The sequence below is a fragment of the Streptomyces sp. NPDC012474 genome, from assembly GCF_042955185.1.
GTDB lineage: Bacteria > Actinomycetota > Actinomycetes > Streptomycetales > Streptomycetaceae > Streptomyces > Streptomyces cahuitamycinicus.
Genome location: NZ_JBIBEP010000037.1, coordinates 1 through 26,132, shown reverse-complemented (window position 1 = coordinate 26,132; position 26,132 = coordinate 1). Strand labels below are relative to the sequence as shown.

19 protein-coding genes and 2 pseudogenes are annotated in these 26,132 nt (G+C 69.1%); 8 read left to right on the top strand and 13 right to left on the bottom strand.

Annotated elements, in window-relative coordinates; genetic code table 11:
- Window positions 1–573, top strand: a 573-nt coding sequence (locus ACFY9S_RS39830) for an NAD(P)(+) transhydrogenase (Re/Si-specific) subunit beta (protein ID WP_391138905.1), incomplete at its 5' end; no start/stop codon positions are given.
- 238 nt (window positions 574–811) lie between these two features.
- Here ACFY9S_RS39830 and ACFY9S_RS39825 read toward each other — a convergent pair.
- From ACFY9S_RS39825 to ACFY9S_RS39815, 3 genes are all read right to left on the bottom strand, one after another.
- Entirely contained in the window at window positions 812–3,253 is a 2,442-nt protein-coding gene (locus tag ACFY9S_RS39825) for a SpoIIE family protein phosphatase (protein ID WP_391138903.1), read from the bottom strand.
- 370 nt (window positions 3,254–3,623) lie between these two features.
- On the bottom strand, window positions 3,624–4,826 hold the full coding sequence (locus ACFY9S_RS39820; protein WP_391138901.1) for a helix-turn-helix domain-containing protein: 1,203 nt from the start codon (window positions 4,824–4,826) through the stop codon (window positions 3,624–3,626).
- A 10-nt stretch (window positions 4,827–4,836) separates the two neighbouring features.
- On the bottom strand, window positions 4,837–6,285 hold the full coding sequence (locus ACFY9S_RS39815) for an aldehyde dehydrogenase family protein (protein ID WP_391138899.1): 1,449 nt from the start codon (window positions 6,283–6,285) through the stop codon (window positions 4,837–4,839).
- 73 nt (window positions 6,286–6,358) lie between these two features.
- Between ACFY9S_RS39815 and ACFY9S_RS39810 the strand changes: the two genes are divergently transcribed.
- Window positions 6,359–7,441 (top strand): alcohol dehydrogenase catalytic domain-containing protein, encoded by a 1,083-nt coding sequence (locus ACFY9S_RS39810; RefSeq protein ID WP_391138897.1) that lies wholly within the window; start codon window positions 6,359–6,361, stop codon window positions 7,439–7,441.
- Window positions 7,442–7,575: 134 nt separating this feature from the next.
- Window positions 7,576–9,798 (top strand): cytochrome P450, encoded by a 2,223-nt coding sequence (locus tag ACFY9S_RS39805; RefSeq protein WP_391138895.1) that lies wholly within the window; start codon window positions 7,576–7,578, stop codon window positions 9,796–9,798.
- Window positions 9,799–10,288: 490 nt separating this feature from the next.
- Here the strand turns inward: ACFY9S_RS39805 and ACFY9S_RS39800 are convergent, their stop codons facing one another.
- The 8 genes and pseudogenes from ACFY9S_RS39800 to ACFY9S_RS39765 form a co-directional block, all read right to left on the bottom strand.
- Entirely contained in the window at window positions 10,289–10,903 is a 615-nt protein-coding gene (locus ACFY9S_RS39800; RefSeq protein ID WP_391138893.1) for a GPP34 family phosphoprotein, read from the bottom strand.
- 316 nt (window positions 10,904–11,219) lie between these two features.
- Window positions 11,220–12,113 (bottom strand): alpha/beta hydrolase fold domain-containing protein, encoded by an 894-nt coding sequence (locus ACFY9S_RS39795; RefSeq protein WP_391138892.1) that lies wholly within the window; start codon window positions 12,111–12,113, stop codon window positions 11,220–11,222.
- 538 nt (window positions 12,114–12,651) lie between these two features.
- Window positions 12,652–13,554, bottom strand: coding sequence for an amidohydrolase family protein (locus ACFY9S_RS39790; RefSeq protein WP_391138908.1), 903 nt, complete (start codon window positions 13,552–13,554; stop codon window positions 12,652–12,654).
- Window positions 13,535–13,844, bottom strand: a pseudogene (locus tag ACFY9S_RS39785) (SDR family oxidoreductase); the annotation flags it as partial. The pseudogene ACFY9S_RS39785 and the gene ACFY9S_RS39790, both read right to left, overlap by 20 nt.
- Window positions 13,840–14,724, bottom strand: a complete 885-nt coding sequence (locus ACFY9S_RS39780) for an ABC transporter permease subunit (RefSeq protein WP_391138890.1) — start codon at window positions 14,722–14,724, stop codon at window positions 13,840–13,842. The gene ACFY9S_RS39780 and the pseudogene ACFY9S_RS39785, both read right to left, overlap by 5 nt.
- A gap of 77 nt (window positions 14,725–14,801) precedes the next feature.
- Window positions 14,802–15,722 (bottom strand): ABC transporter permease subunit, encoded by a 921-nt coding sequence (locus tag ACFY9S_RS39775; protein ID WP_391138888.1) that lies wholly within the window; start codon window positions 15,720–15,722, stop codon window positions 14,802–14,804.
- A gap of 12 nt (window positions 15,723–15,734) precedes the next feature.
- On the bottom strand, window positions 15,735–17,099 hold the full coding sequence (locus ACFY9S_RS39770) for an extracellular solute-binding protein (RefSeq protein ID WP_391138886.1): 1,365 nt from the start codon (window positions 17,097–17,099) through the stop codon (window positions 15,735–15,737).
- A gap of 92 nt (window positions 17,100–17,191) precedes the next feature.
- Window positions 17,192–18,310, bottom strand: a complete 1,119-nt coding sequence (locus ACFY9S_RS39765; RefSeq protein WP_391138884.1) for an enolase C-terminal domain-like protein — start codon at window positions 18,308–18,310, stop codon at window positions 17,192–17,194.
- A gap of 128 nt (window positions 18,311–18,438) precedes the next feature.
- Between ACFY9S_RS39765 and ACFY9S_RS39760 the strand changes: the two genes are divergently transcribed.
- From ACFY9S_RS39760 to ACFY9S_RS39740, 5 genes are all read left to right on the top strand, one after another.
- Window positions 18,439–19,206: an FCD domain-containing protein gene (locus ACFY9S_RS39760; protein WP_391138883.1), complete on the top strand. Its 768-nt coding sequence runs from the start codon at window positions 18,439–18,441 to the stop codon at window positions 19,204–19,206.
- A gap of 204 nt (window positions 19,207–19,410) precedes the next feature.
- Window positions 19,411–22,569, top strand: a complete 3,159-nt coding sequence (locus tag ACFY9S_RS39755; protein WP_391138881.1) for a DUF1349 domain-containing protein — start codon at window positions 19,411–19,413, stop codon at window positions 22,567–22,569.
- A gap of 201 nt (window positions 22,570–22,770) precedes the next feature.
- The gene (locus ACFY9S_RS39750) at window positions 22,771–22,947 is read left to right on the top strand and encodes a hypothetical protein (protein WP_391138880.1); all 177 of its coding nucleotides are present in this window, start codon (window positions 22,771–22,773) and stop codon (window positions 22,945–22,947) included.
- 292 nt (window positions 22,948–23,239) lie between these two features.
- Window positions 23,240–23,587 (top strand): winged helix-turn-helix transcriptional regulator, encoded by a 348-nt coding sequence (locus ACFY9S_RS39745; RefSeq protein WP_391138907.1) that lies wholly within the window; start codon window positions 23,240–23,242, stop codon window positions 23,585–23,587.
- A 986-nt stretch (window positions 23,588–24,573) separates the two neighbouring features.
- A complete protein-coding gene (locus ACFY9S_RS39740) occupies window positions 24,574–25,146 on the top strand; it encodes a carbonic anhydrase (protein ID WP_391138878.1) in 573 nt (190 codons plus the stop codon).
- Window positions 25,147–25,277: 131 nt separating this feature from the next.
- Here the strand turns inward: ACFY9S_RS39740 and ACFY9S_RS39735 are convergent, their stop codons facing one another.
- Together ACFY9S_RS39735 and ACFY9S_RS39730 are read right to left on the bottom strand one after the other, a co-directional pair.
- Entirely contained in the window at window positions 25,278–25,970 is a 693-nt protein-coding gene (locus ACFY9S_RS39735; RefSeq protein ID WP_391138876.1) for an adenylate kinase, read from the bottom strand.
- A gap of 42 nt (window positions 25,971–26,012) precedes the next feature.
- A pseudogene (locus ACFY9S_RS39730) lies at window positions 26,013–26,132 on the bottom strand (electron transfer flavoprotein subunit alpha/FixB family protein); the annotation flags it as partial.

The following is a 26,132-nucleotide window of genomic DNA, read 5'->3' as shown; positions in this document are numbered from 1 at the left end:
CAGGGCGAGCACCGGGAGATCACCGCCGAGGAGAGCGCCGAACTCCTCGGCAACGCCACCTCGGTCATCATCACCCCCGGCTACGGCATGGCCGTCGCCCAGGCCCAGTACCCGGTCGCCGAACTGGCGCGCAAGCTGCGCGAGCGGGGCGTCGAGGTGCGCTTCGGCATCCACCCGGTGGCCGGCCGGCTGCCCGGGCACATGAACGTGCTGCTCGCCGAGGCGAACGTGCCGTACGACATCGTCCTGGAGATGGACGAGATCAACGACGACTTCGCCGCCACCTCGGTCGTCCTGGTCATCGGCGCCAACGACACCGTCAACCCGGCCGCCACCGACAACCCGTCCAGCCCCATCGCCGGAATGCCCGTGCTGCACGTGTGGGACGCCGCCGACGTGATCGTCTTCAAGCGCTCCATGGCAGCCGGATACGCGGGCGTACAGAACCCGCTGTTCTTCCGCGACAACACCCAGATGCTCTTCGGCGACGCCAAGCAGCGCGTCGAGGACATCCTGCGCGGCCTCGACGCCCTGGACGCACCGATCCCGGCCATGGCCGCCACAACATCCTGAGCAGCGCGGCGCGTTCGCGGCGGTGTCGCATTACCTCGCGGGCAACGCGTGCGTGACCACTACAGCGATACCCGCAAGAGGGGCCGACATATGAGGGCCGTGCTGAGCGCGCTGAAGGACACCCGCACGGTCACAGGACGTTCCATCCCAGCATGGCATGCCCCGCCGGCCCTCCGGGCCCGGCCCGCCTTGAAGGACAAGGCCGGGCGCGGGCGGCCGTGAGGCGAGAAAGCGTGGGTCAGCCCGCTTCGGATCCCAGAGCCTGTTCGGCCCAGATGGTCTTTCCGGCGCGCGTGTGGCGGGTGCCCCAACCGCGGGTGAGCTGGGCAACCAGCAGCAGGCCCCTGCCGCCCTCGTCGTAGGCGCGGGCACGGCGCAGGTGGGGAGCGGTACTGCTGGCGTCGGAGACCTCGCAGATGAGGTGGCGGTCGTGGATCAGCCTCAGCTGGATGGGCGGGTCGGCGTAACGGATGGCGTTGGTGACAAGTTCGCTGACGACCAGCTCTGTGACGAAGCACGCATCCATCAGGTTCCAGGTGCTCAGCTGCGTTCTGACGAGCCTACGGGCCTGCGCCACAATGGCCGGGTCGGCGGGCAGGTCCCAGGTGGCCACCTGCCGGGCGTCGAGGGCGTGGGTGCGGGCCAGGAGCAGGGCTATGTCGTCGGTTCGATGCTCAAGCGGCAGTGTGGCGAGCACTGCGTCACACAGGTCGTCCAAGCAGGCTGTGGGCCGTGAAAGTACCTGGCGCAGCCGCGCAAGGCTTTGGTCCAGGTCCTGGTCTCGCATGGTGATGAGGCCGTCGGTGTAGAGGGCGAGCACACTGCCCTCGGGCAGCGTGACCTCGGCGTTCTCGAAGGGCAGGCCACCGAGGCCCAGCGGGGGGCCGGCAGGAAGGTCCAGGAAGTCCACAGTGCCCTCAGGGCTGATCAACGCAGGCCCGGGATGGCCGGCGCGGGCCAGTGTGCATACCCGGGAGACCGGGTCGTAGACGGTGTACAGGCAGGTGGCGCCCAGGCCCTCGGCAGTCTCTGCGGCGTGGTCGGGCGGTGCGGCGTCGTCGGTGTCCGCCGCCAGCCGGATGACCAAGTCGTCCAGGTGGGTGAGCAGTTCGTCGGGTGGCAGGTCGACGTCGGCCAGGGTGCGCACTGCGGTGCGCAGCCGTCCCATGGCGGCGGCCGCCTGGATGCCATGCCCGACCACATCGCCCACCACCAGGGCCACGCGGGCGCCCGACAGCGGGATCACGTCGAACCAGTCGCCGCCCACTCCGGTCAGTGTGCCTGTGGGCAGGTAGCGCCAAGCCGCCTCCACTGCGACCTGTCGCGGCAGCCGCTGCGGCAACAGGGCTTTCTGCAGCGCCACCGCTGTCTCCCGCTCGCGCGTGTAACGGCGGGCGTTGTCGACATACACCGCAGCCCTGTCCGCAAGCTCTTCGGCGAGCAGTAGGTCCTCCGCGCCGAAGGCCTCAGGCCACTCATGGCGGGCGAAGACGGCCACCCCCAGCGTGATGCCCCGAGCCCGCAACGGCACGGCTATGAGGGAATGGATTCCGAACCCGCGGATCGCCGCGTCGCGCCGCGGGTCTCCCATCGAGAAGTCGGCGGCTTGCGAATCGTACTCGGCTCGTAGCACGGCCCGGCCTGTGGCCAGGCACTGGCCCATCGGAGAAGCAGGGGCGTAGCTGTGCTCCTCACCGGGGGCGACTACCGCCTCCGGCGTTCCGGGGAGTACCGACTGGTGGGCGACGCAGCGTAGCCGGACGGATCCCATGGCAGCCGTCGAGGCGCCTTGCCGGACGGCGTCCGGGTCGCAGAGCAGGTCCACGGCGGTGAAGTCGGCAAACTCCGGGACGGTCACTTCCGCGAGCTCCTGGGCCGTGCGCATCACATCCAAGGTGGTGCCGATGCGCGTGCCGGCCTCGTTGAGCAACTGCAGCCGTTTGCTCGCCCAGAACTGCTCAGTCATGTCGTGACCACACACGCACACCCCCCGCACGACGCCGTCCGCGTCCCGTAGCGGGTAGGCGAAGACCAACCAGGCAGGCTGGCGGGTGTCGTCGGGGGCCGGCATGTAGCTCTCCAGATACTGCGGCTCACCGGTCTTCAGCACCTGGACCATGGCCCGCTCGACCTTGTCGCCAGAGGGGCCCAGAATCTCCGAGTGCCGCAGTCCCCGCATGTCGGCTTCGGTGAGGCCGAAAACATCTTCCGCATAGTGATTGGCCAGGCGCAGGCGCAGGCGCGTGTCATACACGGCCATTCCGCAGCGAGTCGTCTGCTGGAAGCTCCGTTCCGCCAGCAGCTCGTCCCCGGGGATGGCGGCGGTGTCGGCCAGGGGGGAGACCACGAGCCAGTCAGGGTTCCTGGCGCCCACTCGGTGGTGCGCGAGTAGGCCAGCGTCCACCGGGTGTCCGTCCCGATGCCGCAGCCGAACCCGACCGTTCCACCGCGGCAGTGCCCGGATCGCGCTCAGCGTCCCGGCAGTGACATCACCCAGCAGGCAGGCAGCAGGCTTGCCGATGATCTCCTCAGGCGGATATCCCAGCAACCGCCGGGCGCCCTCGCTCCACCCCGTCACGAGGCCGTGCTCGTCGACGGTCGCTCTAGCCGTGCGGGCCTCCTCGAAGACGTCATCGGGCCGGTCCGGCTGCTCGACACCAGGGGTGCGCTGCTGTTCCATCGCCGTCTCGCTTCCGCCAGGTCTCAATGGAAACGCCGTGCGGGGTGCTGCCCTCGTCCGATACCTCCATGGTGCTACGCGAGCGCACCGCTGCACCGCATGGCACCTCACTTGGTCATTCCAGCACCTGGCCACGGTTGACGCTCTTACGAGGAAAAGCCTGAGAAGACGAGGGCCTGTGGCTAGCAACAGACGCTGGTCCGGACGCCGATCTGGCCCCTGACCTGGTGCAACGCGACTTCACCGCGGACGGGCCGAACCGGCTGCGGGTCACCGACCTGACCATGCTCCGGCCGGGCGATCTGATCGCCGTGACCGTCCTCGACCTCATGGCGTCACCGCGCCGTGCGACGGCGCGGCACGCTGCGGCTCAGCGCCCGGCCGGCACCGGCTCGTCGTCGCCGTGCAGCCGCTCATCGTCGGCGGCGAGCAGGTCCAGGGCGGCGAGCGCCAGGTGCAGCTGCGCCGAGGCGGCGGGAAGCAGGGGGTCGGTGCCCAGGAGGCTCTTGATCTGGCGCACCCGGTAGCCCACCGAGTTGCGGTGCAGATGCAGTTGCGTGGAGACGCTCTGCCGGCTGCCTCTCTCGGCCAGCCAGGCACGCAGGGTCGCCATCAGCTCCGGACGCTGCCGGATCGGCCCGAGATGCGCCTCGGCGTAGGCCTCGAGCTGCGGGCGCGGGAGGGGCAGGAGTACCTGGACGACCCCGCAGCGGTCGAAGGTGAGCAGCGGGACCATCCGGATCCGGGCGAGTCCGAGCAGCCTCTCGGCCTCGGTGAAGGACCGGGCCAGGCCTACGGTCGAGTCGGGACGGGAACCGCTCGCTGCCACGACCTGGTCGGTGGAGTCGTCGTCGGTCATGAGACGCAGGCGGTTGCGCAGGCGGTCGAGCACGGCCTCGTCGGGCACCACCGTCCACGCGGTGCGCCCCTCCTGCCGCATCGGGTGCTCCAGCCAGGTGAGGGCGGTGGACCAGGCACGCAGGCGGGAGCCGCCGTAGTGCAGTACGGCACCGGCCGGCGGTCGCCGCAGATCGATGCCCAGTCCGGCGGCCGACGTACACACCGAGGGGCTCACCGTCCCTGACCGCAGCGCGGCGATGACGTCGGCCGGTGTGTGCTGTGACGAGACCTCGGCGGAGCCGTCCCCCGCGCGTACGGCGTCGATGAGCAGCGCGGTGACGGCGGCGCCGGCCAGCGCCCGCACGCGCGGATCACCGGGGCCGACGGTCAGCAGCACACCGGCCACTGTCGTCCCCGCACGCACGGGCAGGGCCGTGGCCCGCAGCCCGTCCAGCGTGTGGACCACCGGTCCGGTCGCTTCGGCGAGCACGCCGTCCGCCACCGCCTGCGGCACTCCCGTGCCGCCGTCGGTGGCGGCCAGGGGCGCGCCCTCGGCGGACAGCAGGCGCACGTGCCGACCGGTCGCCCGGCGCAGCGCGTGGAGTATGTCCGAACGCGCGGCTCCGGCGAGCACCGCCTCGGTCAGTTCCCGCTCCAGCAGGGCAGGTGTGGAGGCCTCCGGCCCCGGCCCTTCCCGGGCCGGTTCCGACCGCCCCCCCGCGATGTTTCCCATGGTGTCGCTCTCAGCGGGCCAGCAGCCGGATGGCCACGCCCTTCTCCTGGGTGTACTCGCGCAGCGCCGCGTACCCGCCGCCCCGGCTGAAGCCGCTGTCCTTCTGCATGTTGAACGGGAAGCCGATCACTCCGGCGTCGTGGAACTGGTTGACCGCCACCTGCCCGGAGCGGACGTCCTTCGCCAGCCGGAGCGCCCGGGAGATGTCGTTGGTCCAGATGCAGGACAGCAGGCCGAAGTCCGTCGCGTTCATCAACTCGGTCGCCTCGACGGTGTCGCGGAACGACTGCACGGCGAGCACCGGGCCGAAAACCTCCTCCCGGGCGACGCGCATGCCCGCGTCCACACGGTCGTACACGGTCGGCCGGACGAACCACCCCTCGCCGGTGGGCCCGCCACCGGTCACCAGCCGCGCCCCCTCGCGAGGCGCCTCCTCGAGGAAGCCACTGACGCGGGCGAACTGCGCGGCACTGACCAGCGGCCCCATGTCCACGTCGGCTTCCCACGGCCCGGTCTTGACGTCGGCCATGCCGGCGGCGACCCGTTCCACGACCTCGTCGTGCACCGAGGCCTGAACGAGCAGCCGGGAACCGGCGTAGCAGTTCTGCCCCGCGTTCTCGGTGATCGAGGCGACGATCGCCGGGATCGCCGTGTCGAGGTCGGCGTCGGCGAAGAGCACGTTCGGCGACTTGCCGCCGAGTTCCAGCTTCACCGGGACGAGGTTCTGTGCGGCGGCCGCCATGATCGCCCGCCCCGTGGCGGTGGAGCCGACGAAGCTGATGTGGTCGACGCCCGGGTGCGTGGTGAGTGCGACGCCCGCCTCGGGGCCGAGGCCCGCGACGACGTTGATCACGCCCGGCGGGAAGCCCGCGCGGCGGGCGAGTTCGACGAGGGCGAACGGTGCCAGTGGCGCGATCTCGGACGGCTTGAGCACGACCGTGTTGCCCGCGGCGAGCGCCGGCGCGACATTGGCGGCGGTGAGCACGGCGGGAACGTTCCACGGGATGACGACGGCGCACACGCCGTACGGCTCGTGCACCGTGTAGCCCAGGTAGTCGGGGCTGCGGGTGGGCAGCGTGACGCCGGTGAGCTTGTCGGCCGCACCGGCGAAGTAGTCGATGATGCCGTGCGCGATGTAGATGTTCGTCCGCCCCCCCGACAGGGGCTTGCCCACGTCCTGGGCCTCGACCGCCGCGAGGGCCTCGACCTCGGCGATGACGAGGTCGGCCCAGCGCCGGATCAGCGCCCCGCGTTCGCTCGGGTTGGTCGCCGCCCAGGCAGGGAACGCGCGGCGCGCCGCGGCGACCGCGTCGTCGACATCGGCGCCTCCCGCCCGGGCCACCTCGGTGATCACCTGCCGGGTGGACGGATCGAGGACGTCCAGTGTGCCGCCGTCGCGGGCCGCAACCCACTCGCCGTCGATGAAGTGCTGGGAAGAAGGAAAGTCAACAGCCGCCATAGGGCGAACCTTGACCGACCTTGTCGCGCATGTCAATATGCGATCTCGCAATGTGAGGCAACGAGGAGGCCCTGTGCGTGCCACCGCCGCTCTGCTGGAGCAAGCCGGACAGCCATTCGTCCTGACAGAGGTGGACCTGGACGATCCCCGCCCCGACGAGGTGCTCGTCCGCGTCGCGGGCGTCGGCATCTGCGGTACCGACCTCGAGTTCGCCACCTTCTTTCCCACGCCCGCACTGCTCGGGCACGAGGGGTCGGGTGTCGTCGAGAAGGTCGGCGCCCACGTCACCTCCGTACGACCGGGCGACCACGTCGCCATGTCCTTCGCCTCCTGCGGCACGTGCGCACTGTGCCGTACCGGCTCGCCCGCCTACTGCCGCGGCTTCGACGCGGTGAACTTCTCCGGCCGCCGGCCTGACGGCTCCACCGCGGTGACCCACGAGGGGCGGGAGGTCAACGCCCACTTCCTCGGACAGTCGTCGTTCGCCAGCCATGTCGTCGCACCGGAACGGGCGGTCGTGAGGATCGACCCGTCGCTGGACCTGCTGCGCGCCGGCCCCTTCGGATGCGGTTTCCAGACCGGGGCCGGCGGCGTGCTCAATGTGCTGCAGCCGCGCCCCGGCTCGTCGATCGCGGTCTTCGGGGCGGGGGCTGTCGGTGTGGCCGCTGTCATCGCCGCCGGCTTGAGCGGCTGCGAGGTCGTCGCCGCCGTCGACGTGAACCCGGCCAAGCTCCGGGCGGCCCGCGGCTACGGAGCCACGCACACCGTCGATTCCTCGGCCGGGGAGGCCGCCGAGCAGCTGGCCGCCCTGGTCCCTGAGGGGTTCGACTTCGTGGTCGACACGACCGGGCGCGAGGACGTCCTGCGCACCGCGGTGGAGGCTCTCGGACCGCTCGGTCGCGCGGGTGTCATCGGCATCGGCCCGAGCGAGTCGATGAGCTTCGAGTGGCGCAGCATCCTCAACGGGCGCACCGTCACCGGCATCATCGCCGGTTCCAGCCTGCCGCAGTTGTTCCTGCCGCGGCTGCTCGACCTCAACGCCAAGGGCCGCTTCCCGGTCGAGAAAATGATCACCTACTTCCCGTTCGAGCAGATCAACGAGGCGGTCGCGGCGGTCCGGTCCGGCACGGTCGGTAAGGCCGTACTGACCTTCTGAGCGTCTTCCATGAGACGTTGTCGCACGCGGCGCGACACCTTAGGGTGGGCCGACGCCGATGAGGCAAGCAGACATCCGGTGGCGCGGCCGGACAACACCGCGCACAAGGTTCGAGCACGTGGAGCGTGCCCACCATGTCCGCCGACATCGACTTCATGCCCGGTGACACCGACTTCGACCACCACTCCGACGAGGCCAACGCCGACCCGGTCGCCTACTACGCGCGCTTCCGCGAGAGCTGTCCGGTAGGCCGCTCCGCCGCCCATGGCGGCTTCCGGTACACGACGCGGTACGCCGACGTGGCCCGCATCGCCCGCGACGACGAGACGTTCTCCTCCGCTCGCAGCGACCACGGCGGCGAGGGGGTCGGCATCGTCATCCCCAAAGGACCGGGGCTGGAGCAGTATCCGATCGAGCTCGACCCGCCGCGTGCGACCGAGTACCGGAAACTGATCAACCCGCTGCTGACCCCGGAGGCGGTCGAGCACCTGGTGCCCATGATCGAGCGCCACGCCGCCCGCGTCGTGGACGACTTCATCGAACTCGGCTCCTGCGACTTCGTCCGCGACCTCACCAACCCGCTGCCGGCCGCGGTCACCTTGGACTGGCTCGGCTTCCCCGAGGAGGACTGGGCGAAGCTGGCAGGGCCGATCCACGACATCTTCGCCGCGCCGGCAGACAGCGAACGCGCCGTGCGCGGGGCCGCCGGACTGGCCTACATGGACCGGCGCATCCGTGAGCTGATCGCCGAGCGCCGGTCCGAGCCGCGGCCCGACGGGGTCAGCGTGCTGGTGGCCGGCCGGCGCGCCGACGGCAGCGAGTTCGACGACGACGAGCTGGTGTCGGTGATCGGCCTGCTCATCGCCGGCGGCGTCGACACCACCACCTCCCTGACCGGATCGACGCTCGTCCACCTGGCTCGCCACCCCGACCAGCGTCAGAGGCTGATCGACTCCCCCGATCTGCTGGAAGCCGCGACCGAGGAGTTCCTCCGCGCGTTCGCCCCGTCGCAGTCGATGGCGCGCACGGTCACCCGGGATGTCGAGGTCGGCGGCTGCCCGATGCACGCGGGCGACCGGGTGCTGATCCCGTGGGTCGCCGCGAACCACGACCCCGCCGTGTTCCCCGACCCCGAGCAGGTACGACTGGACCGCGACGCCAGCCGGCACCTCAGCTTCGGGATCGGCTCGCACCGGTGCGCCGGCGCGCACCTCGCCCGGGCCATGTTCCGCGCGATGATGACGCAGGTCCTGACCCGGCTGCCCGACTACCGGGTGATCGAGGAGGGGCTCGTTCCCTACCCGACGCGCGGCAACCAGTCCGGCTGGGACGCGGTGCCGGCGGTCTTCCCGTCCGGTCCCCGGGCGGCCGCGGCGGCAGGATCGATCCGCGCGCTGACCACGCCCACCCCGCTGCGGGTGACCGAGGTGCGCGCGGTGGCCGAAGGCGTCGTCGCCGTCGGCCTCGGCCTGCCGGACGGAGGGGACCTGCCCGCCTGGCAGCCCGGCGCGCACGTCGAGTTGCGTCTGCCCTCGGGCAGGCTGCGCCAGTACTCGCTGTGTGGCGACCCCGCCGACGTCGCGACGTGGCGCATCGGCGTCCTGCACGAGCCCAAGGGCCGGGGCGGTTCGGTCGAACTCCACGAACTCGCGCGCCCCGGAGTCACCTTCGCGGTACGCGGGCCGCGCAACCACTTCCCGCTCACGCCGGCGCCGTCCTACCTGTTCCTCGCGGGCGGCATCGGCGTCACCCCGATCCTCGCCATGGTCCGCGAGGCCGCCGGACGCGGCACGCCCTTCACCGTCGTCCACGGCGGACGCACCCGCTCGACGATGGCGTTCGCCGACGAACTGGCCGCCATCGCCGGCGACGCGCTCACCCTGCTCCCGCAGGACGAGGCCGGACTGCCGGACATTCCCCGGCTGCTGGGCGGCCTGGACGCGGACACCGCCGTCTACGCGTGCGGGCCGGGGCCGATGCTGGCGGCCGTCGAGCGCGAGTGCGCCCGCCTGGGCCTCACCGACCGGCTGCACCTGGAACGCTTCGCCGCCGGCGACGACCTCGAAACGGCGTTCGACGCCGCTGAGAACAGGACCTTCGAGGTCCAGCTGGCGCGCACGGGAGTCACGCTCCCCGTGCCGGCCGACCGCCGCCTCATCGAGGTCCTGCGCGATGCCGTCAGCGGCCTGTCCTACGACTGCGAAAAGGGATACTGCGGCGCCTGCGAGACCCGTGTCCTCGCCGGGAAACCCGAACACCGGGACTCCGTCCTCAGCGACGAGGAACGCCTTGCCGGACGCACGATGATGATCTGCGTCGGGCGCTGTCAGGGCGACCGACTCGTCCTCGATCTCTGAGGGACGGCCAGGCGGACGCGTCCACCGCCCGTCTGGCCGGGCCGCGATCACGTCGCAGGCCACGAGCCGCGCGCAGCACCTCCGGGCACGACGTGGGCTCCGTCCGAACAACGGTCGGGGCCCATCGTCGAAGTTGGAGGTAGTGCCGGGTGGTGCGCCTGTGCGCCCTGGTCACGGCCGGGTGGCCCGTTCGCCGAGACGCGGACGACTACCTCGTGCGATCGGCCTGGACAAGGACCTGAACGAGGCGATGCGCGACTGCGTGCGCTGCGCGCTGAACCTGTGCGCGACCCACTACGGCATCGACCGCCGTGTGGCGATGGCGTACCTCAGCGCGGCAGGCGACTTCGCGGTCTCCCCGGTCGTCGACGGCGTCAAGGGCGTTCACGGGAAGATCCGAAAGTCGGACTTGCGCGAGGGTGGCCGACCTGATCGACGGGTGGACCGCTCCGCTGCCCGAAACCGGCACGGGAGACGAGGGGCTGCGCGTTCAGGCCCAGGAGCAGAGCGCTACGGGCAACACGCACGCGGCGACCGCGGCCAGGATCTGGGCGCAGGCCGTAGGCAGGGACCGTCCCACCGTCCCGTACTCGTTCCCATCCTGATCCCCCGAGGTCACTCCGCAGGCCGTCGCCAGTGCGGCCAGCGCGGCGGAGCGCTCATCGGCCCCACTGCACAGAGACCGGACGGCGGAACCCCGTTGCTCCTCGCACAGGACGTCGTAGCGACGGGTCGAATCGGTCGGCAAAGGCAACCGTCGCGGCGTGCGAACGAGGACGCCGTCAGTGATCAAGCCGGCCGCGAGACGCTTGTGCGCGCCGCCACTCAGGATCCTGACCCAGTGCGATGCCGTGCGTACCTTGCGCGATGACTGGATCTGCCCGAGAACCTCACCGAGCACACGGTCGCGCGACTGCGCGCCCTGGACGGCGACGAGGTGTCCGTCAACTGCGTGGATGAGGTCGTCCAGAGCCAGTTCCATCAGCATCGCACCGCTCAGCCCGAAGTCGAGACCGGTGCGATGACTGGGAACACGACCTTGTTCGTCCAAGTACACGGCCAGCATGAAGTCGCCCGCAAGGCTCGTCGTGGAACCGGCTCTCATACCCGTTCTCCCATTCGCGGCGCGTCGGCATCGGCTTCCGGGCGCTTCCGGACAGGGCAGCCGAACCAGATCCCGAAGGGTCTGACACAGCACTATGAAGGCCCGACGGCAGCTTCGTCAATGCAAGACACTGTCCCGGTATGCAAAACGTGCCTGGACACAGGCTTGTGACTGGGCGTCAGCACCTGCGTGGATGCGGACCGGGTGGGATGGGTCGAGGACAACCCTGCCTCCGGGGCGAAGCCGCAAGTCCAGCACCTCTCCCGCACCCCACAGCCCCTGGCCGAGCACGACCTTTTGCCTCGACCGGTCGGTCTCAGGCACTGAGTGCGGTGCGCAAGGTGGTGGCCATCACGTCGATGGCTGCTTTACCCGCAGACGCCGGCCCGGTGTGGGTGAAGTAGTGATCGGCTCCCTCGAAGACTCGGTGGATCACCGGAACACCGGCGGCCTCCAGAGCCTTGGCGTAGGCGTCACCCTCGTCGCGCAGGCGGTCGTTCTCCGCGGTGATGACCAGGGCGGGAGGCAGCCCGGTGAGGTCATCGGTCAATGCGGGCGAGACGAGGGGGTCGGCACGGTCGGCGGGGTCTGGGACATAGGCGGCCGTGAAGACCCGCATGAGATGGGGGCTGAGCAGCGGCTTGGCGATGAGGGACTGCTTCGTGGCCGGGTCGGCGAGCTGGTCGAGCGGTGCGGAGTCGATGATCTGGAGCCGGGGCGAGAAGGTTCCGCGATCCCGGGCCATGCGGCAGACCGCGGCGGTCAGGTTGGCCCCGGCGCTGTGTCCGCCCACGGCAAGGCGCGAGCCGTCCCAGCCGCCCGCGGGGCCGTTCCCGGCGACCCACGCGGTGACGTCGTACGCCTGGGTGACGGGCACCGGAAACCGCCGCTGCGGGGCGACGGCGTAGTCGACGTTGATCACGACACAGCCGGCCGTGGCGGCTATGTAACGGCAGATGTGATCGTCCTGCTCCGGGCGGCCGACCACGAAGCCGCCGCCGTGGAAGTTGACGTACACGGGGGCAGGAGATCCGGTGTCGGTCGGCGGGCGGTAGACCGTGCAGGGCACCGGGCCGGCGCCGGTCTCCACCCGGAGGGCTTCGGTGCGCTTCGGGATGTCCGTGAAGCGCAGGTCCTCATGGACGCGCGACATCGTCCGGCCGAGCAGCAGTTGGATACCTTTGGCCTGGATTCTGGGGCTCAACAGCATGGCGACCACCCATCGCTACAAGTTTAAAGTAACAGGATTCCTGATAATGGGCGCTCACTCTGCTTCGCGCAATGGGCAGACACGAGTCGACCGTCACCAGCCGGACGGCACGCCCCTCCGGCGCTGTGCGGAGGACAGGACGCCGTGCGCTGACGCTCCTGCCGGACCAGTCCGCTGTCGAGGACGACGGTGCCGGTGAGGGAGATCGCTGCGGCGACGGTGGTGAGCACGGCGTCCGCGCGTCGAGCTGTAGGACCGTGAGCGGTGGAGCGTCCTCCGACCGGGACCAGGGCCCTTCGGCACCAGGTATTCGGGGAACCCCGCGGGGCAGCAACACTTGGCCTCGCTCCGGTTCGCGGCCCACGGCGGCCACGGCATCGGACTGCGGAACGCGGACTACGGTGGCGCGACAGTCGGCGGCGCGTTCGATGAACAGCTCAAGCAGACAGGTCTCACCCTGCGAGAACTCCGCGGTGTGGCCGAGCCGTTCCAGCAGGTCTCTCACCGCGTGGCCGGTGAAGCCGGTGATGAAGAGAAGCTATGCGCCTGGTGCTTCCTGAGCGGCCGGGGAGCAGGTGGAGGTCAGGCCGTAGGTCCGCAGGGCAGTTCCGGTGAAGATCTCGCGGCATTCGGCCGGATGGAGTGCGGCCGTCAACTGCCGTGCAACATCGACGACTTCGGCGTAGGTGGCGGCCAGTCGGCAGACGGGCCAGTCGGAGCCGAACATCATCCGCCGCGGTCCGAAAGCGTCCAGCACCGTGTTGGCGTACGGCTGGAGGTCCTCGACGCTCCACCGGTCCCAGTCGGCCTCGGTCACCATGCCGGAGAGTTTGCAGACGGTGTTGGGCAGCGAGGCCAGCAAGCGCACCGCGTCCGCCCATGGCCGCAGCTCGCCCGAGGCGATGGGGGGCTTGCCCACGTGATCGAGTACGAAGGTGAGGCCCGGAAGCAGTCGGGCGGCCTCCTGCGCGGCCGCGAGCTGGTGGGGCCGGACGACCAGGTCGTACACGAGCCCCGCTGCGGCCACCGCGGCGAGCCCACGCAGCACGTCCGGCCGCACCAGCCAGCGAGGATCTGTTTCGCCCTGCACCTGGTGGCGGATGCCCACCAGGTGCTCGCCCCCCGGCCCCTCCCGCAGCGCCGCGAGCGCGCGGGCGACGTCCGGGGAGGTCAGGTCGGTCCAGCCCACGACGCCGGCCACCAGGTCGCTGTCCTGAGCCAACGCCAGGAACTCGGGCGTTTCCTCCGGCACGTCGATCGTCTGGACCAGGACCGTCGCGGTGACACCGGCGGCCTGGGCCTCGGACTCCAGGTCGGCGAGCAGGAAGTCGCGGCGCAGCGGGGCGAGTTCCGGTCCGGTGATCCAATCCTGTTCTCGGACGGAGAGGTCCCACACGTGGTGGTGCGCGTCGATGACGCCCTCAGCGGTGTTCCCCTCCATCGCGGTCACCCCCACGACTCGCCGACTCCTTCTTCCGCCGGGCTACGCCGGTGACGGACGCCGCGGCGGGGCTCGCCGCGTAGACCACGGCCGCCGCTGTCTCGTCCGCGGTCACCAGGCGGCTCAGGGGCCGGCGTGCGTCGAGGGCGGCGCGTTCCGCCTTCGGGTCGTCCGCGGCGACCAGGAGCCGGGTCACCCAGGGAGTGTCGGCGGTGCCGGGGTTGACGGATGCCCTCACGGACGTGGTCCGCGGTCATCGCCAGGGTCAGCGACAGCACCGCACCCTCACTCCTTTGTCGCGCCGGCGAGCATGCCGGACACGAGAGCGCGTTGGGAGAAGAGGAACACGATCAGAACGGGAACAACAGTCACCAGGGTGGCCAAGGCCAGTTCGGGCCGCAAGATCTGGTTGCCCGCGCCGCCGGCGGTGTTGAACAGCGGCGAGGCGGCGAGCAGGTTGTTCAGCCCCACCTGCGCCGGATATTGGGCGCTGTCGGGCAGCATCACGAACGGCAGGAAGAAGTTGTTCCAGTTGCCGACGAAGTTGAAGAAGCCGACCAGGGCGATCACGGGCTTGGCCAGCGGCATCGCGACGAGTCGGAAGACCTGCCACTCCGAGCAGCCGTCGATGCGCGCTGCGGACAGCAGGTCGGAGGGGACGTTGGAGGAGAAGTAGATGTAGGTGAGGTAGACGCCGAACGGGAAGAAGGAGAAGGGCAGGATCACCGACCAGATCGTGCCGTCCAGGTGCACGGCGTTCATCCCCAGGTACAGGGGCAGCACCATCGCCGCTGTCGGCATGAGCATCACGAGCATGGTGATGGTCAGCAGCATCCGTCGCCCGATGAACTGCGTGAGAGCCAGCGCGTACCCGGCGGGGATCGACGTCACCAAGGTCACGGCCAGCGCGCCGAACGTGTAGAGCGCCGAGTTCAGCAGCCAGGTGAGGATGGCGCCGTCCTGGAACGCGTGGAGGTGGTGCCAGGTGTCGGCGACCGCCCCGAGAGAGCCGAAGGAGAACGGGTTGTCCCGCACGATCTGGCTGTCGGTCTTGGTCGGGGCCAGCAGGAGCCACACCACCGGCACACAGAAGAACAGCGCGGACAGGCCCATGACGACGATCCAGGCCAGCCGGGCGGCCAGTGACCTTGGGCGGCGCTTTTGGCGCATGGGCTTCCTCGGGCTGGGGCGGGCGCCGGCGGTACGGGGCGGCCGGGTTCGGCGGGCCGTTGTCGTGGGAGCTGTGGTCATCCTTCCTCCCTGTCGAACAGGCCGGTACGGAAGACGACGAGCGCCGCGCAGGCGAGGCCCAGGATGAGAAGGTCGACGGAGAGCGCCGCCGCGCCGTTGAAGTCGCCTGCCTGGAATGCGTACTGGTAGGAGAGCTGGTTCGGTGACCAGCTGTCGGGGATCATGCCCCAGCTGGCGAGGGACACCAGTTGCGGCTCGACGAAGAGCTGGGTGCCGGCCGCGAAGGCCAGGATCAGCATGTACGCGATCCACTTGGTGATCATCGGGATCTGGATGCGCAGCGCGATCTGGAGCGTGCTGGCGCCATCGATGCGAGCGGCCTCCAGGATTTCGTCGGGGATGCTGTTGAGCGCGCCGTACATGACCACGATCCAGCCGCCGGCCCCGGTCCAGAACGCGATGACGGTGAAAAGCACCGGCAGGTGTCCGGGGGCGTTGACCTGGGCGAGGGTGTTCCAGCCGAAGCTCTTCAGCAGCCAGCCGACGGGACTTGCGGCCGGGTCGAGGAGGATCAGGAAGAGCAGCACGCTCGCCACTCCGGCGAGGGCTCCCGGCAGGTAGAACAGGAACCGCAAGGTGGTGGAGGCCCTGCGCATGCGGCCGTGCAGCATCAGGGAGAGCAGCACCACCAGGATCATCAGGCTTGCGAGCCACACCACCAGGTACAGGCCGATGTGGAGGAAGGCCGGCCCGAAGCGGTAGTCGGCGAACGTACGGGTGAAGTTGCCGAGCCCGACGAGCTGGTTGCGGGAGTTGGACAGCGCCAGCCACACCGCGTAACAGGTGGGCAGGACACCGAAGGCGAGCAGGAGGAGGACGTAGCCGGAGACGAAGACGTAGCCGGCTCGTCCGGCGGGGTTGCGGGCGGAGCGGCCGCGTCGCCGGCTGCTGCGCTCCGTCGCCAGGTGGGTCGTCATGGGTCCGCTTCGCTAGTTGACGGTGTAGCCGAGGGACTTGGCCTTGTTGGTGATGGCCGTCTGCCAGGTGTCCATGGTGTCGGTGAGGGTCTTGCCGGAGTTCAGGGCGGGGACCACCGTGGAGGAGTAGATGGCTTCCTGGCTGTACTGGGTGGCGGCCCAGCCGGGCCAGATCAGTTCCGCGGATTCCTTGAAGACGGGGCCGACGTCCTCGGCGAAGAAGCCGGTCTTCTTCTGGTTGGCGAGCCAGGTGACCGCGGCCTTCTTGTACGCGGGGTAGGTGCCCGCTGTGCCCTGGTAGGCGTCGGAGGTGGTCATCCAGGTGACCAGGTCGGCGGACGCCTTGAGGTTCTTGCTGTGGGAGGAGACGAACCACAGTCCGCCGCCGACGTTGCCGGTGTGGTTCTTGGCGTCGCCCTCGAACTTCAGCGGGGAGGCGGCGGCGATCTGCCCCTTGGGGGTCTTGAAGGTGGAGTTGAAGAGCACCTGGCCGAACCAGGAGGGGCCGGGGAGCATCAGGACCTTGTTCGCCTGGTTCTTGATGAAGCCGGCGCTGAAGACGGTGTCCTTGGAGACCGAGCCCTTGGCGATCAGGGTGTCGAGCAGCTTGGCCATCCGGGTGCACTTGGCGTCCCGCAGGTCGACCTTGACCTTCTTGGCACCGGTCGCCGTGCTGGCAGGGCACTGGCTCGCCCAGAAGTACACCTCGGGGCTCCAGGCGTCCCCGGCGGTGCCGACCAGGTAGCCGGGGTGCTCCTTGGCGACCTTCTCGCCGAGTGCCTGGTACTCCTCCCAGGTGGTCGGGACGGAGTACCCGAGCTTCTCCATGAGGGACTTGTTGTACCAGAGCACGTTCTGGGCCAGGTCGTTCCGGAGGCAGTAGGTGTTGCCGTTGAAGGTACAGGGATTCAGCGCGCCGTCCGCGAAGCCCTTCAACGTGGACGGGGAGACCACGCCCTGGTTGACGGGCGCGGCATACGGGCTCTTGCCCTGAGATGCCCAGCTGGCGTCGTTGACATTGGCGCTGAAGGCGACGTCGGGCCACCCGCCGCCGGCCCGGTCGAACAGCTGGACCTTGGTCTGCAGGTCGTTGGCGCCGTTGGCGTCCCCGCTGTACGTGACGATCTTGATCTTCACGTTCGGGTGCGCCTTCTGGTATGCCTGCACGCCGGGAACGCGGGTGGCGTCGGCCCAGACCGTGATCTCGCTGCCTTCCTTCTGAGCGACAGGTTTGAAGGCGTCGGGGGAGGAAGCCGTCGTCGGTGTGGGGTCCGCGCTGCCGCAGGCAGCGAGCACGAGCAAGGAGACGGCGCCCAGGACAGCGACGGCCGTGTGCCTGAGCCGGCGGCGGGAGGAAACCGGAACGTCGTCGTTCATGACTGACCTCAGATCTTGGGAAATGACGCACAGCGGTGAGAGGTGCCGCGCTCGGGGGTGTTCGAGACAGGCCGTCGGGCCTGGGGCTCCCGTCACCAGGCCCGAGGCGGGGTGACTGTCTCCTTGTCGACAAATGCCTGAAGCGCAGGAGGGTAGTCCAGGCCTGCCGGCAGGGCGACGCCCGGACCGGTGGGGGCATGAACGAGGCCGTGGGCGTCGATGCCGCTCTCACGGCTGATGGGATTGCCCATGACCAGCGACTCGTAGTAGGTGGTGTTCGAGATGGCCATGCACAGGTGCCGGTTGGGGATCTCCGGCCCGTGCACCTCGGCGCGCAGCCGGTAGGCGTCGGCGAGGTGGGCGGTGCGCATCGCGCCGGTGAAGCCGCCGCGCAGCTGGGTGGAGGCGCGGACTCCGAAGGTGGCGGCGCCGGCCTGGATGAAATCGGCCGAGTTCATGTGCGCCCCGTCGGAGGTCTCGGCCACGAGAAGGGGAACGGCCACCGCGTCGGCGAGGCGCTTGTACGCGGTGACGCTGAACTCCCTCATCGGTTCCTCGTACCAGAGGTAGCCGGCGTCCGAGAGAGCGTGCCCGAGATGGATCGCGTCGGGGAGGTCGAAGCCCGCCGACCCGTCGAACATCAGTGGGACGTCATCCCCCACGTGCTCGCGCAATGCCACCGACAGACGGGCGTCGCGGCGGGCGTCACCCCAGGCGTGGAGCTTGATGGCGGGGTAGCCGAGCTCCAGGGCCTGGTCGGCGATGTCCAGGTACTCCTCGACCGAGGAGTAGGTGACAGTGGAGGCGTAGGCGGGTATCGAGGTGCGGTAACCACCGAGCATCTGCCAGGTGGGCCGGTCGGCGAGTCGTCCGGCCAGGTCCCACAGCGCGGTGTCGACCAGACCCAGCAGGTAGAGCGGTAGCTCCTCCGTACGGTCCAGCTCCCACATGCGGTGCCAGAGCCATTCCCGTTGCAGGGGATCCTGTCCCACCAACTCCTTGCGCAGTATGCGGTCCAGCAGGTCCGCCAGGATGACCCCACTGCCCCGCCGGGGGGACATCGCCACCCCCTCGACCCCTTCGTCCGTGCAGATGCGCAGCACCGCGGCCTCGCCCTCGGACGGGCTGCCCAGGAGGCCGTCCCGCCAGACGAAGGGCGGACTGGCTCCCGGCACCCGGACCGGATGGCACTCGACCTTGGCAATGCGCACGGCTTGCACCCCTTGCACGGGAAAGTAGCGCTGCGAAATTTTCGTGTAACGTAAGTCGTCATACGAATGCTGTCAAGAAGTCCCGCGCAGTAGACTCGCCGCCATCCGTATCAGCAAAGGGGACCCGCATGGCCAAGGACAGCACCGGCAGGACAGGAGAGCCTCCCGTTCTCAAGCCCTGGCCCAAGCGTCCGGCCCGACTGGCGCAAGCCGTCACGGAGACCCTCACCGACTCGATCGTGTCGGGTGCCATTCCTCCGGGGTCGATCCTGCCGGTCGAACCCGAGCTCTGCGAGACGTTCGGCGTCAGCCGCATCACCGTCCGCGAGGCGGTCAAGTCCCTGGAGGCCAAGGGGCTGGTCCTCGCCCGGCAGGGCTACGGCACCACCGTCACCCCGCCCGAGGAATGGAACCTCCTCGACCCCGTCGTGCTCGCCGCCACTGTCCAGCATGACGACCAGCTCGTCGTCCTCGACCAGTTGGTCGACATCCGGTCGACGCTGGAAGCCCAGATGACAGCCCAGGCCGCGGAGCTGGCCACCGACGAGGACCTGAGGGACATCGAGCGGCTGCTCGTCCGGCTCGACGAGGAGACCGCCGTCCCGGCACGCTTCATCGAGACCGATGTGGCCTTCCACGACCGGATCATGCAGGCATCCCACAACAGGCTCGGGCGTTCCATCATCCGGATCCTCCACGCCCAGGCGCGCACGACGTTCCTGTACAACGGCACTCCTGACGTGACCGCGTGCGAGCGGGCCAACGCGGAGCACCGGGCAGTCGCCGAGCGGCTGCTGGCCCGGGACTCCGAGGGGGCCGCGCAAGCCATGGCGGCACACATCACGACCGCTTGGAACCGCCGCCGCGTCCCGAACGTCGGCTCGCCCGCCTCCTGAGAGCCCCACTGACTCGCCCCCGAGCCAACAGGCCGGGGGCGTTCGCATGTTCAGGTCCCGCAGAGCCGGCAGCGTGCGACCTATTGACGAAATTCATATGACGTCTAATGTTACATCGCTCTCCCCTTCCCCCTCTTGCCGCTGGGCTCTCCCCTGCCCGCCCACGCACACCACGGGCCCCCTGAACCTCCCGGAAGGTGTCACATGCGAACAACCCGCATACGTCCCACGGTTCCTGGCCGTCTCAGGTCATGGCTGGCCACGGCCGCCGTCCTCACTGCCTCCACCGCGGCAGTCCTCACCCAGGCCGGCCCCGCCTTCGCGGCCGGAACGACGCTCTACGCCGCCCCCAACGGCTCCGGCACCGCCTGCTCGTCGAGCCGGCCGTGCTCCCTCACCCAGGCCAAGACCAAGGTGCGGGCGATCAACAACTCCATGACACGCGATATCACCGTCGAGCTCGCCGACGGCACCTACCGGCTCTCCGCTCCGCTCGCCTTCACCTCGGCGGACTCCGGAACAGGCGGCCACACGGTGAACTGGAAGGCCGCGCTGGGCGCCCACCCCGTCATAACCGGAGCGCGGAAGGCCACCGGCTGGACCGTGCAGGACTCGGCCAAGAACATCTGGAAGAGCAACGTCGGAACCGGCTTCGACACCCGCCATCTGTCCGTCGACGGCGTCATGGCCACCAGGGCCCGCACCGAGGTTCGCCGCTCGGACCTGACCGCGACCACCAACGGCTACACGTTCACCAGCAGTTCACTGAGCTACCTCAACAGCCTCGCGCAGCCCGGACGGACCGAGATCCACGGCGTCGGGTCCTTCACCGACCGCTACGCCCCGGTGACCGGCATCAGCAACGGCACCATCACCATGGCCCAACCCTCGTGGGACAACAACACGTTCGGCTACGACACCCTGACGAGCCCCTTCCGGGCCGGCCCCCTCTACATCGAGAACGCCTTCGAGTTCCTCGACACGGCCGGCGAGTGGTACCTCGACACCGCTGCCGGCACCCTGTACTACAAGCCGCTCACCGGGCAGGACATGAGTGAGGCCGACGTCGAGGTGCCGAAGCTGGAGTCGCTCATCGGCGTCGGAGGGACGTACTCCTCCCCCGCCACCCACATCGCCTTCTCAGGACTGCAGTTCTCGGGCACCAGTTGGCTGGACCCCACCGCCCACGGCTACGCCAGCCAGCAGACCGGCGCGTATCTCTCCGGCACCTGGGACCGCCCGCCGGACGCGCTGACCTCGTGCCAGAGCGGTTGCCGGCTCTTCGAGGCGGCACGCCCTCACTGGAAGCAGATGCCCTCCGCCGTCCAGGTCTCGGCCGCCGACCACATCGCGTTCACCGGTAACCGGTTCACCCAGCTCGGGCAGAACAGCCTCGGCATCGGCAACGACGCCAACGCCCACACCACCGGCGTCGGACTCGGCGCCCGCAGCATCACGGCGATCGGCAACGTCTTCACCCAGGACGCGGGCGGCGGCATCGCCGTCGGCGGCGTTCGGGCGGACGCGCACCACCCCCGTGACAAGCGGATGACCAACCGGGACATCACGCTGACCAACAACCTCATCCATGACGTGGCGCTGGAATACCGAGACATGTCGGCCATCCTCGTCACCTACGTGAACGGCGCGACCATCTCGCACAACGAGGTGTACAACCTGCCCTACTCCGGCCTCACCATCGGCTACGGCTGGGGCGCCAACGACATCGGCGGCAGCCAGGACTACGTCAACCGGGGTCTGTACAACTACCAGCCCGTCTACACGACCGCGACCACCGCCGCGAACAACCACGTCACCGACAACTACATTCACGACCTCATGCAGCAGATGACCGACGGCGGCTGCCTGTACACCCTGTCGGCGTCACCGGGCAGCACCTTCGAACGCAACTACTGCCACAGCAACAATGGTTGGTTCGGCTTCTACCACGACGAGGGCTCCCGGGACTTCACGGACACCAACAACGTCTTCCGGAACACCGGCGAATGGGGCCATGAGAACAGCAATGCGACCAACAACACCGGCGGCCTGACCCTGACCGACAACTGGACGAGCAACAGCTCCGCGAACATCACCAACACCAACGGCCGCGGTGACGTGGTCAGCGGCACCGTCGTCGTCAGCGACGGAAACTGGCCGTCGGCGGCCAAGAAGGTCATGAACAACGCCGGTATCCAGCCCCGGTACCGTCCGCTGACCACCGCCCCCGTCAGCTCCCCCTACAGCACCTACTCTTCCACCCCGGCCGACACCGGCCAGAGCGGCGGCCACTTCACGATCACGGACGCGGGCGAGGGCATCCGGCGCGCCGGCGGACAGCAGGAGGACGAGTACGGCACCGTCTTCCGGAAGGGGGCAGCTGTCGACGGCACGTCGGTGACCGCCCGGGTCGACCATCTGGACAAGACCAGCAGCCGGGCCGCGGCCGGTGTAGTCCTGCGCAACGACCTCACGGACGACGGCTCCTCCGCCGGATACGCGGCTGTGGTGGTGACCCCGAACAACGGCGTCAGCTTCCAGCGGGACTCCAACGCCGACGGCTACCTCGACCAGCTCACGTCCACCGCCGGCACTGTCAAGGCACCGGTTTGGTTGCGGCTCACCCGCACGGCCACCCAGGTGTCCGCCTACTACTCCACCGACGGCTCCACCTTCACCCAGGTCGGCTCCAAGGTGACCCTGCCGTCCATGGCGACCACCCAGGACGCCGGTGTCATCCACAGCGCCCACAGCACCACCGCCGGCAGCGCGACATTCAGCAACCTGCGCATCGTCACCTCTCCCTACAAGGCATACAGTTCGATTCCGGCCGCCGTCAGCCAAGGCGGCGGAGTGACCTCCCTGACCAGCGCGGGCATCGACGTATGGCGCTCCGGCACGGCATACGACGACGAGTATTCGGCCGCCTACCGGACGGGAGCCGTTGGAACGTCCTCGACCGTCACCGTCCGCGTCGCCAGTCAGGACAGGACCAACAGCTGGGCCAAAGCCGGCCTGATGCTGCGGAACAACATCGCCTCCGCCGGCTCGTCCGCCGGGTACGTCGTCCTCGCCGCCACCCCCGGCAACGGAATCGTCCTGTCGTCGGACTCCAACGGTGACGGCTACCTCGACACCAACACCGTCAGGACCGGAAGCGCCACCGTCGCCCCGGTCTGGCTCCGCCTGGTCAGGAGCGGCACGTCGGTCACCGGCTCCTACTCCGCCGACGGCACCACCTGGAGCACTGTCGGCACTGCGACACTGACCGGGGCGAGCAGCACCCTGGACGCGGGCATGTTCTCCACGGCCCACGCCGGAACCATCGGCACCGCGGCCTTCGGCCAGTTCTCCGTCAGCTGACGAGCGGTTTCGGGTCACGATCTTCGAAACGAGCTCCGTGTGCCGGTGCAGCCTCCGCACCGGCACGCGGAGCGCCGTCATGTCCGGGCCGACCTGCGTGCGGCATGGCGACGCGCAGGTGTGAGGAGAGCAAGTGCGATGGCGGCGGCGGTGAGGGCGAGGAGGGGGTAGCCGGCTGAAGCGACGACGATCCCGGAGGTCATGCCGCCGGTGGCCCCGGCGATCTGGCGGAGCGTCCGCGGCCCCGCCGAAGACCCCACCTCCGACGACCATGAGGGCCTGCGAGCCTCCCGCCGCAAGATCCTCGCCCTCAAGCCCGCCCTGGTCGTCCCCGGCCACGGAGACCCCTTCGTACCCGACGAGAACACCCCCATCTGACCCGCAGAGGCCCCGGGACCGGCTGTGGTGCGCCGTCGGGCCATGCCGCACCCCGTGGCGCGACCACGCAACCGGCACATGACGTGCGACATCCAGCCCGTACATGGGCTGGATGCCGTGCAAGAAGTAGCGCGCCACAAGTCAGTGTCGAGAGCAGGGAACCCGGACTGGTGCCAGACGACGCCCTGGATACGCACGCTGCCCGCCGACCCCCTACACTCACCACCGGTAAGAGTCGCCTCGGCACAACCAATGAGGGCGTGTGACGCCACAGTTTCCGGCCTTCGATGTCATGACGGCGACCTGCCCGTCCCGTACCTCGCTCGCCCGCATTGCCAACAAGTGGACGGCCATGGTGGTCATCGCGCTCAGCCTCGGCCCTATGCGCTTCCGCGACCTGCGCACCAGCGTCGACGGCATCAGCGCCAAGGTCCTCACCGAGACGCTCCGGGACCTGGAACGCGACGGACTCGTCACCCGGCACGTGTACGGCGAGGTCCCGCCCCGGGTCGAGTACGAGTTGACCGCACTGGGACGCACTCTGCACGCCCCGCTTCAGGCACTGGCCCTCTGGGCCCAGGAACACTTCACCGAGGTACTCGCGGCACGCGAGAGCTACGACGCCCGCGAGCGACCGTGACTGGTTACCAACGGTAACGAAGTGTTCAGGCCCAGCCTGCGCCGCATCACCCGGGGCGACAGCATCCCCAGCGCGTTCATCCCGCAGCCCGTCGACCTGTTCAAGCAGGGCGGATCCTGATCGTCGGCAGCGGATCCGTCAGCGCCGAGACGGCCGCCACGGCCCGCGCACCCGGAGTCTGCCGCACGACTTTCGCCCGGGAAGGGTGCTGGCGGCCCACCGCCCCCAGAAGGCGCCCTCGGCCGCCTGGTCGCCGGAGAACAGCCACATCTCGACGATCGGCCACCGGCGACTACAAGAACACCGCTCGGAACCAGCAGAAGCCAGGCGACCGGGCTCGGCGAGCCCACCTCGTAGCTCTCCGCGACGCCCGCGGCGTGGCCCCGATCCCGGATCGGTAAGCGGCCCCGGCGGCCGGGTCAAGGACCGCCGGGGCTCTGCTGCCGCCCGGGCACTCGGGGGGATCGGACTCCGGGCGACAGTCCAGGGGGTGCCGCCCATCATCACGATCCGTAATCAGTTACCTCAAGGTAACCAATGAGGCGTGTGACACACACCACACCCGCCTGGAGTTACGGCGGAAAGATTCACAGGTTGTCGACCCCACGACCGGACGGGTCCTCCTACTCGACAGTTCCCACAAGGCCGTGCACATTTCCTGCTCACCTTCCACCAGTCGAGCACGAAGCCACCCATCGGCCTTTTACATCGCGATACCCAACCCCTGATATAACGAGGTGTCTCAATGCGCTCGGGGGGAATCCGGCGTGAGATCGAAGAAAGAACGACCAATGTCTATAGCTGGACATCCACTCCGCAGAACCATTCTCACCGGGGGGTTGGCAGCCACCGCTGCCGTCCTCTCCGGCTGTTCCTCGAAGACGGAGGCAAAGGAAACAGACAAGGCGGCAAACGCAGCGGCAACGCCCGCCCCGCCGGCTGCGGGTGCCCGCCCGTCTTCCCCGTGGGGTGCGTTCTCACGGCTGATGGACGGCAACAAGCGCTGGCAGGAGGGCGACCTCAGGCATCCCGACCGGGACCCCGAGCGCCGGGAATTCGTGGCCGCGGAGCAGGATCCTTTCGGAGTGATCCTCTCGTGCATCGACTCCCGCGTACCGCCGGAGCTTCTCTTCGACACCGGACTCGGCGATCTGTTCGTTATGCGCACCGGCGGCCAGGTCGTCGACTCGGTGGTCACAGGTTCCGTCGAGTACGGGCCCATGACCTCCGGAACTCCCCTGATCGTCGTCCTCGGCCACCAGCGCTGTGGCGCCGTCAAGGCGTCGTACGAGGCCATGCGTGACGGAAAGAAGCTCCCCGGCAACCTCCAGTCGATCGCCGACGCGCTGCGCCCGGCGTACAAGGAAACCGTCAAGGAGAAGCATGACGACCCGGTGGACGCCATGACCCGAATCCACGTCAAGCAGACCGCTGCCGCCCTGCGGTCCAACAGGGATCTCGGCCCGCTCGTGAAGAAGGGATCCCTGGCGGTGGTCAGCGCCTATTACTCACTCGACTCCGGTCGGGTGGAAGTGCTCACCGGAGCGCCTTCCGCGTGACCTGATTTTCGTTCGACCGACTCCGCCGGGGCTTTCGCACCACGTCGAAAATTCTGCGGAGTCGGTCGATCCGGATTTCTTCCCCACCGAGCTCCCGGATTTGCAATACCTCCACCGGTGAGACGTCGAGTTCACCGATCACAGGCAGGTGTGCTTACCCTGTCCGCACGGACACCACGCTCACGCAGAGCCACCATCGAGCGCTCCGTGACGTCCGCCACCGAACCCAGCGCGGAGATCCCGACCAAGAGATTGCGCAGCCGGTAGTGCTCGGTGATCGGTGAGGTGACACGGTCGAACACCTCAAGCCGCTCGCGAACCGTCTCCTCGGTGTCGTCCTGTCGCTGGTACAGGTCGCCGCCGCACGCATCGCACAGTCCGGGCTCATGCGGCGCGTTGTACGTCACGTGGAAGACGTGGCTGCTGTCGTGCCGGCAGACCCGCCGGCCGGCGATGCGCGTAACAGCCTCCTCGTGGGGCAGAACCAGATTCAGGACCACGTCGAGCGAATGGCCGTCGTCCTTCAGCAGTTGGTCGAGCGCTTCGGCCTGGAAGACATTGCGGGGAAACCCGTCCAGCAGGAAGCCGTGGACGGCGTCCGGCTGTTCCATTCGGGACCTCGCCATGCCGATCGTGATCTCGTCCGGTACCAACTGCCCGGCTCGCATGTACTCCTGCGCCTGCCTGCCCAGCTGCGTGCCCTGACCGATGTTCATCCGGAACAGGTCTCCCGTGGAGATGTGCGGAACGGAGAGGTTCTTGGCCAGGAACGCGGCCTGCGTACCCTTCCCTGCCCCTGGCAGCCCGACCAACACGATGCGCATCAGCGGAGAACTCCTTCATGGTCGTGCGGCAGTTGGCCATGATCAGGCATGTGCGGCCCTGATCTCGTCGGTGAGGGCGGGGACGACGTCGAAGAGGTCGCCGACGACGCCGTAGTCGACGAGGTCGAAGATCGGGGCCTCTGCGTCCTTGTTGACCGCCAC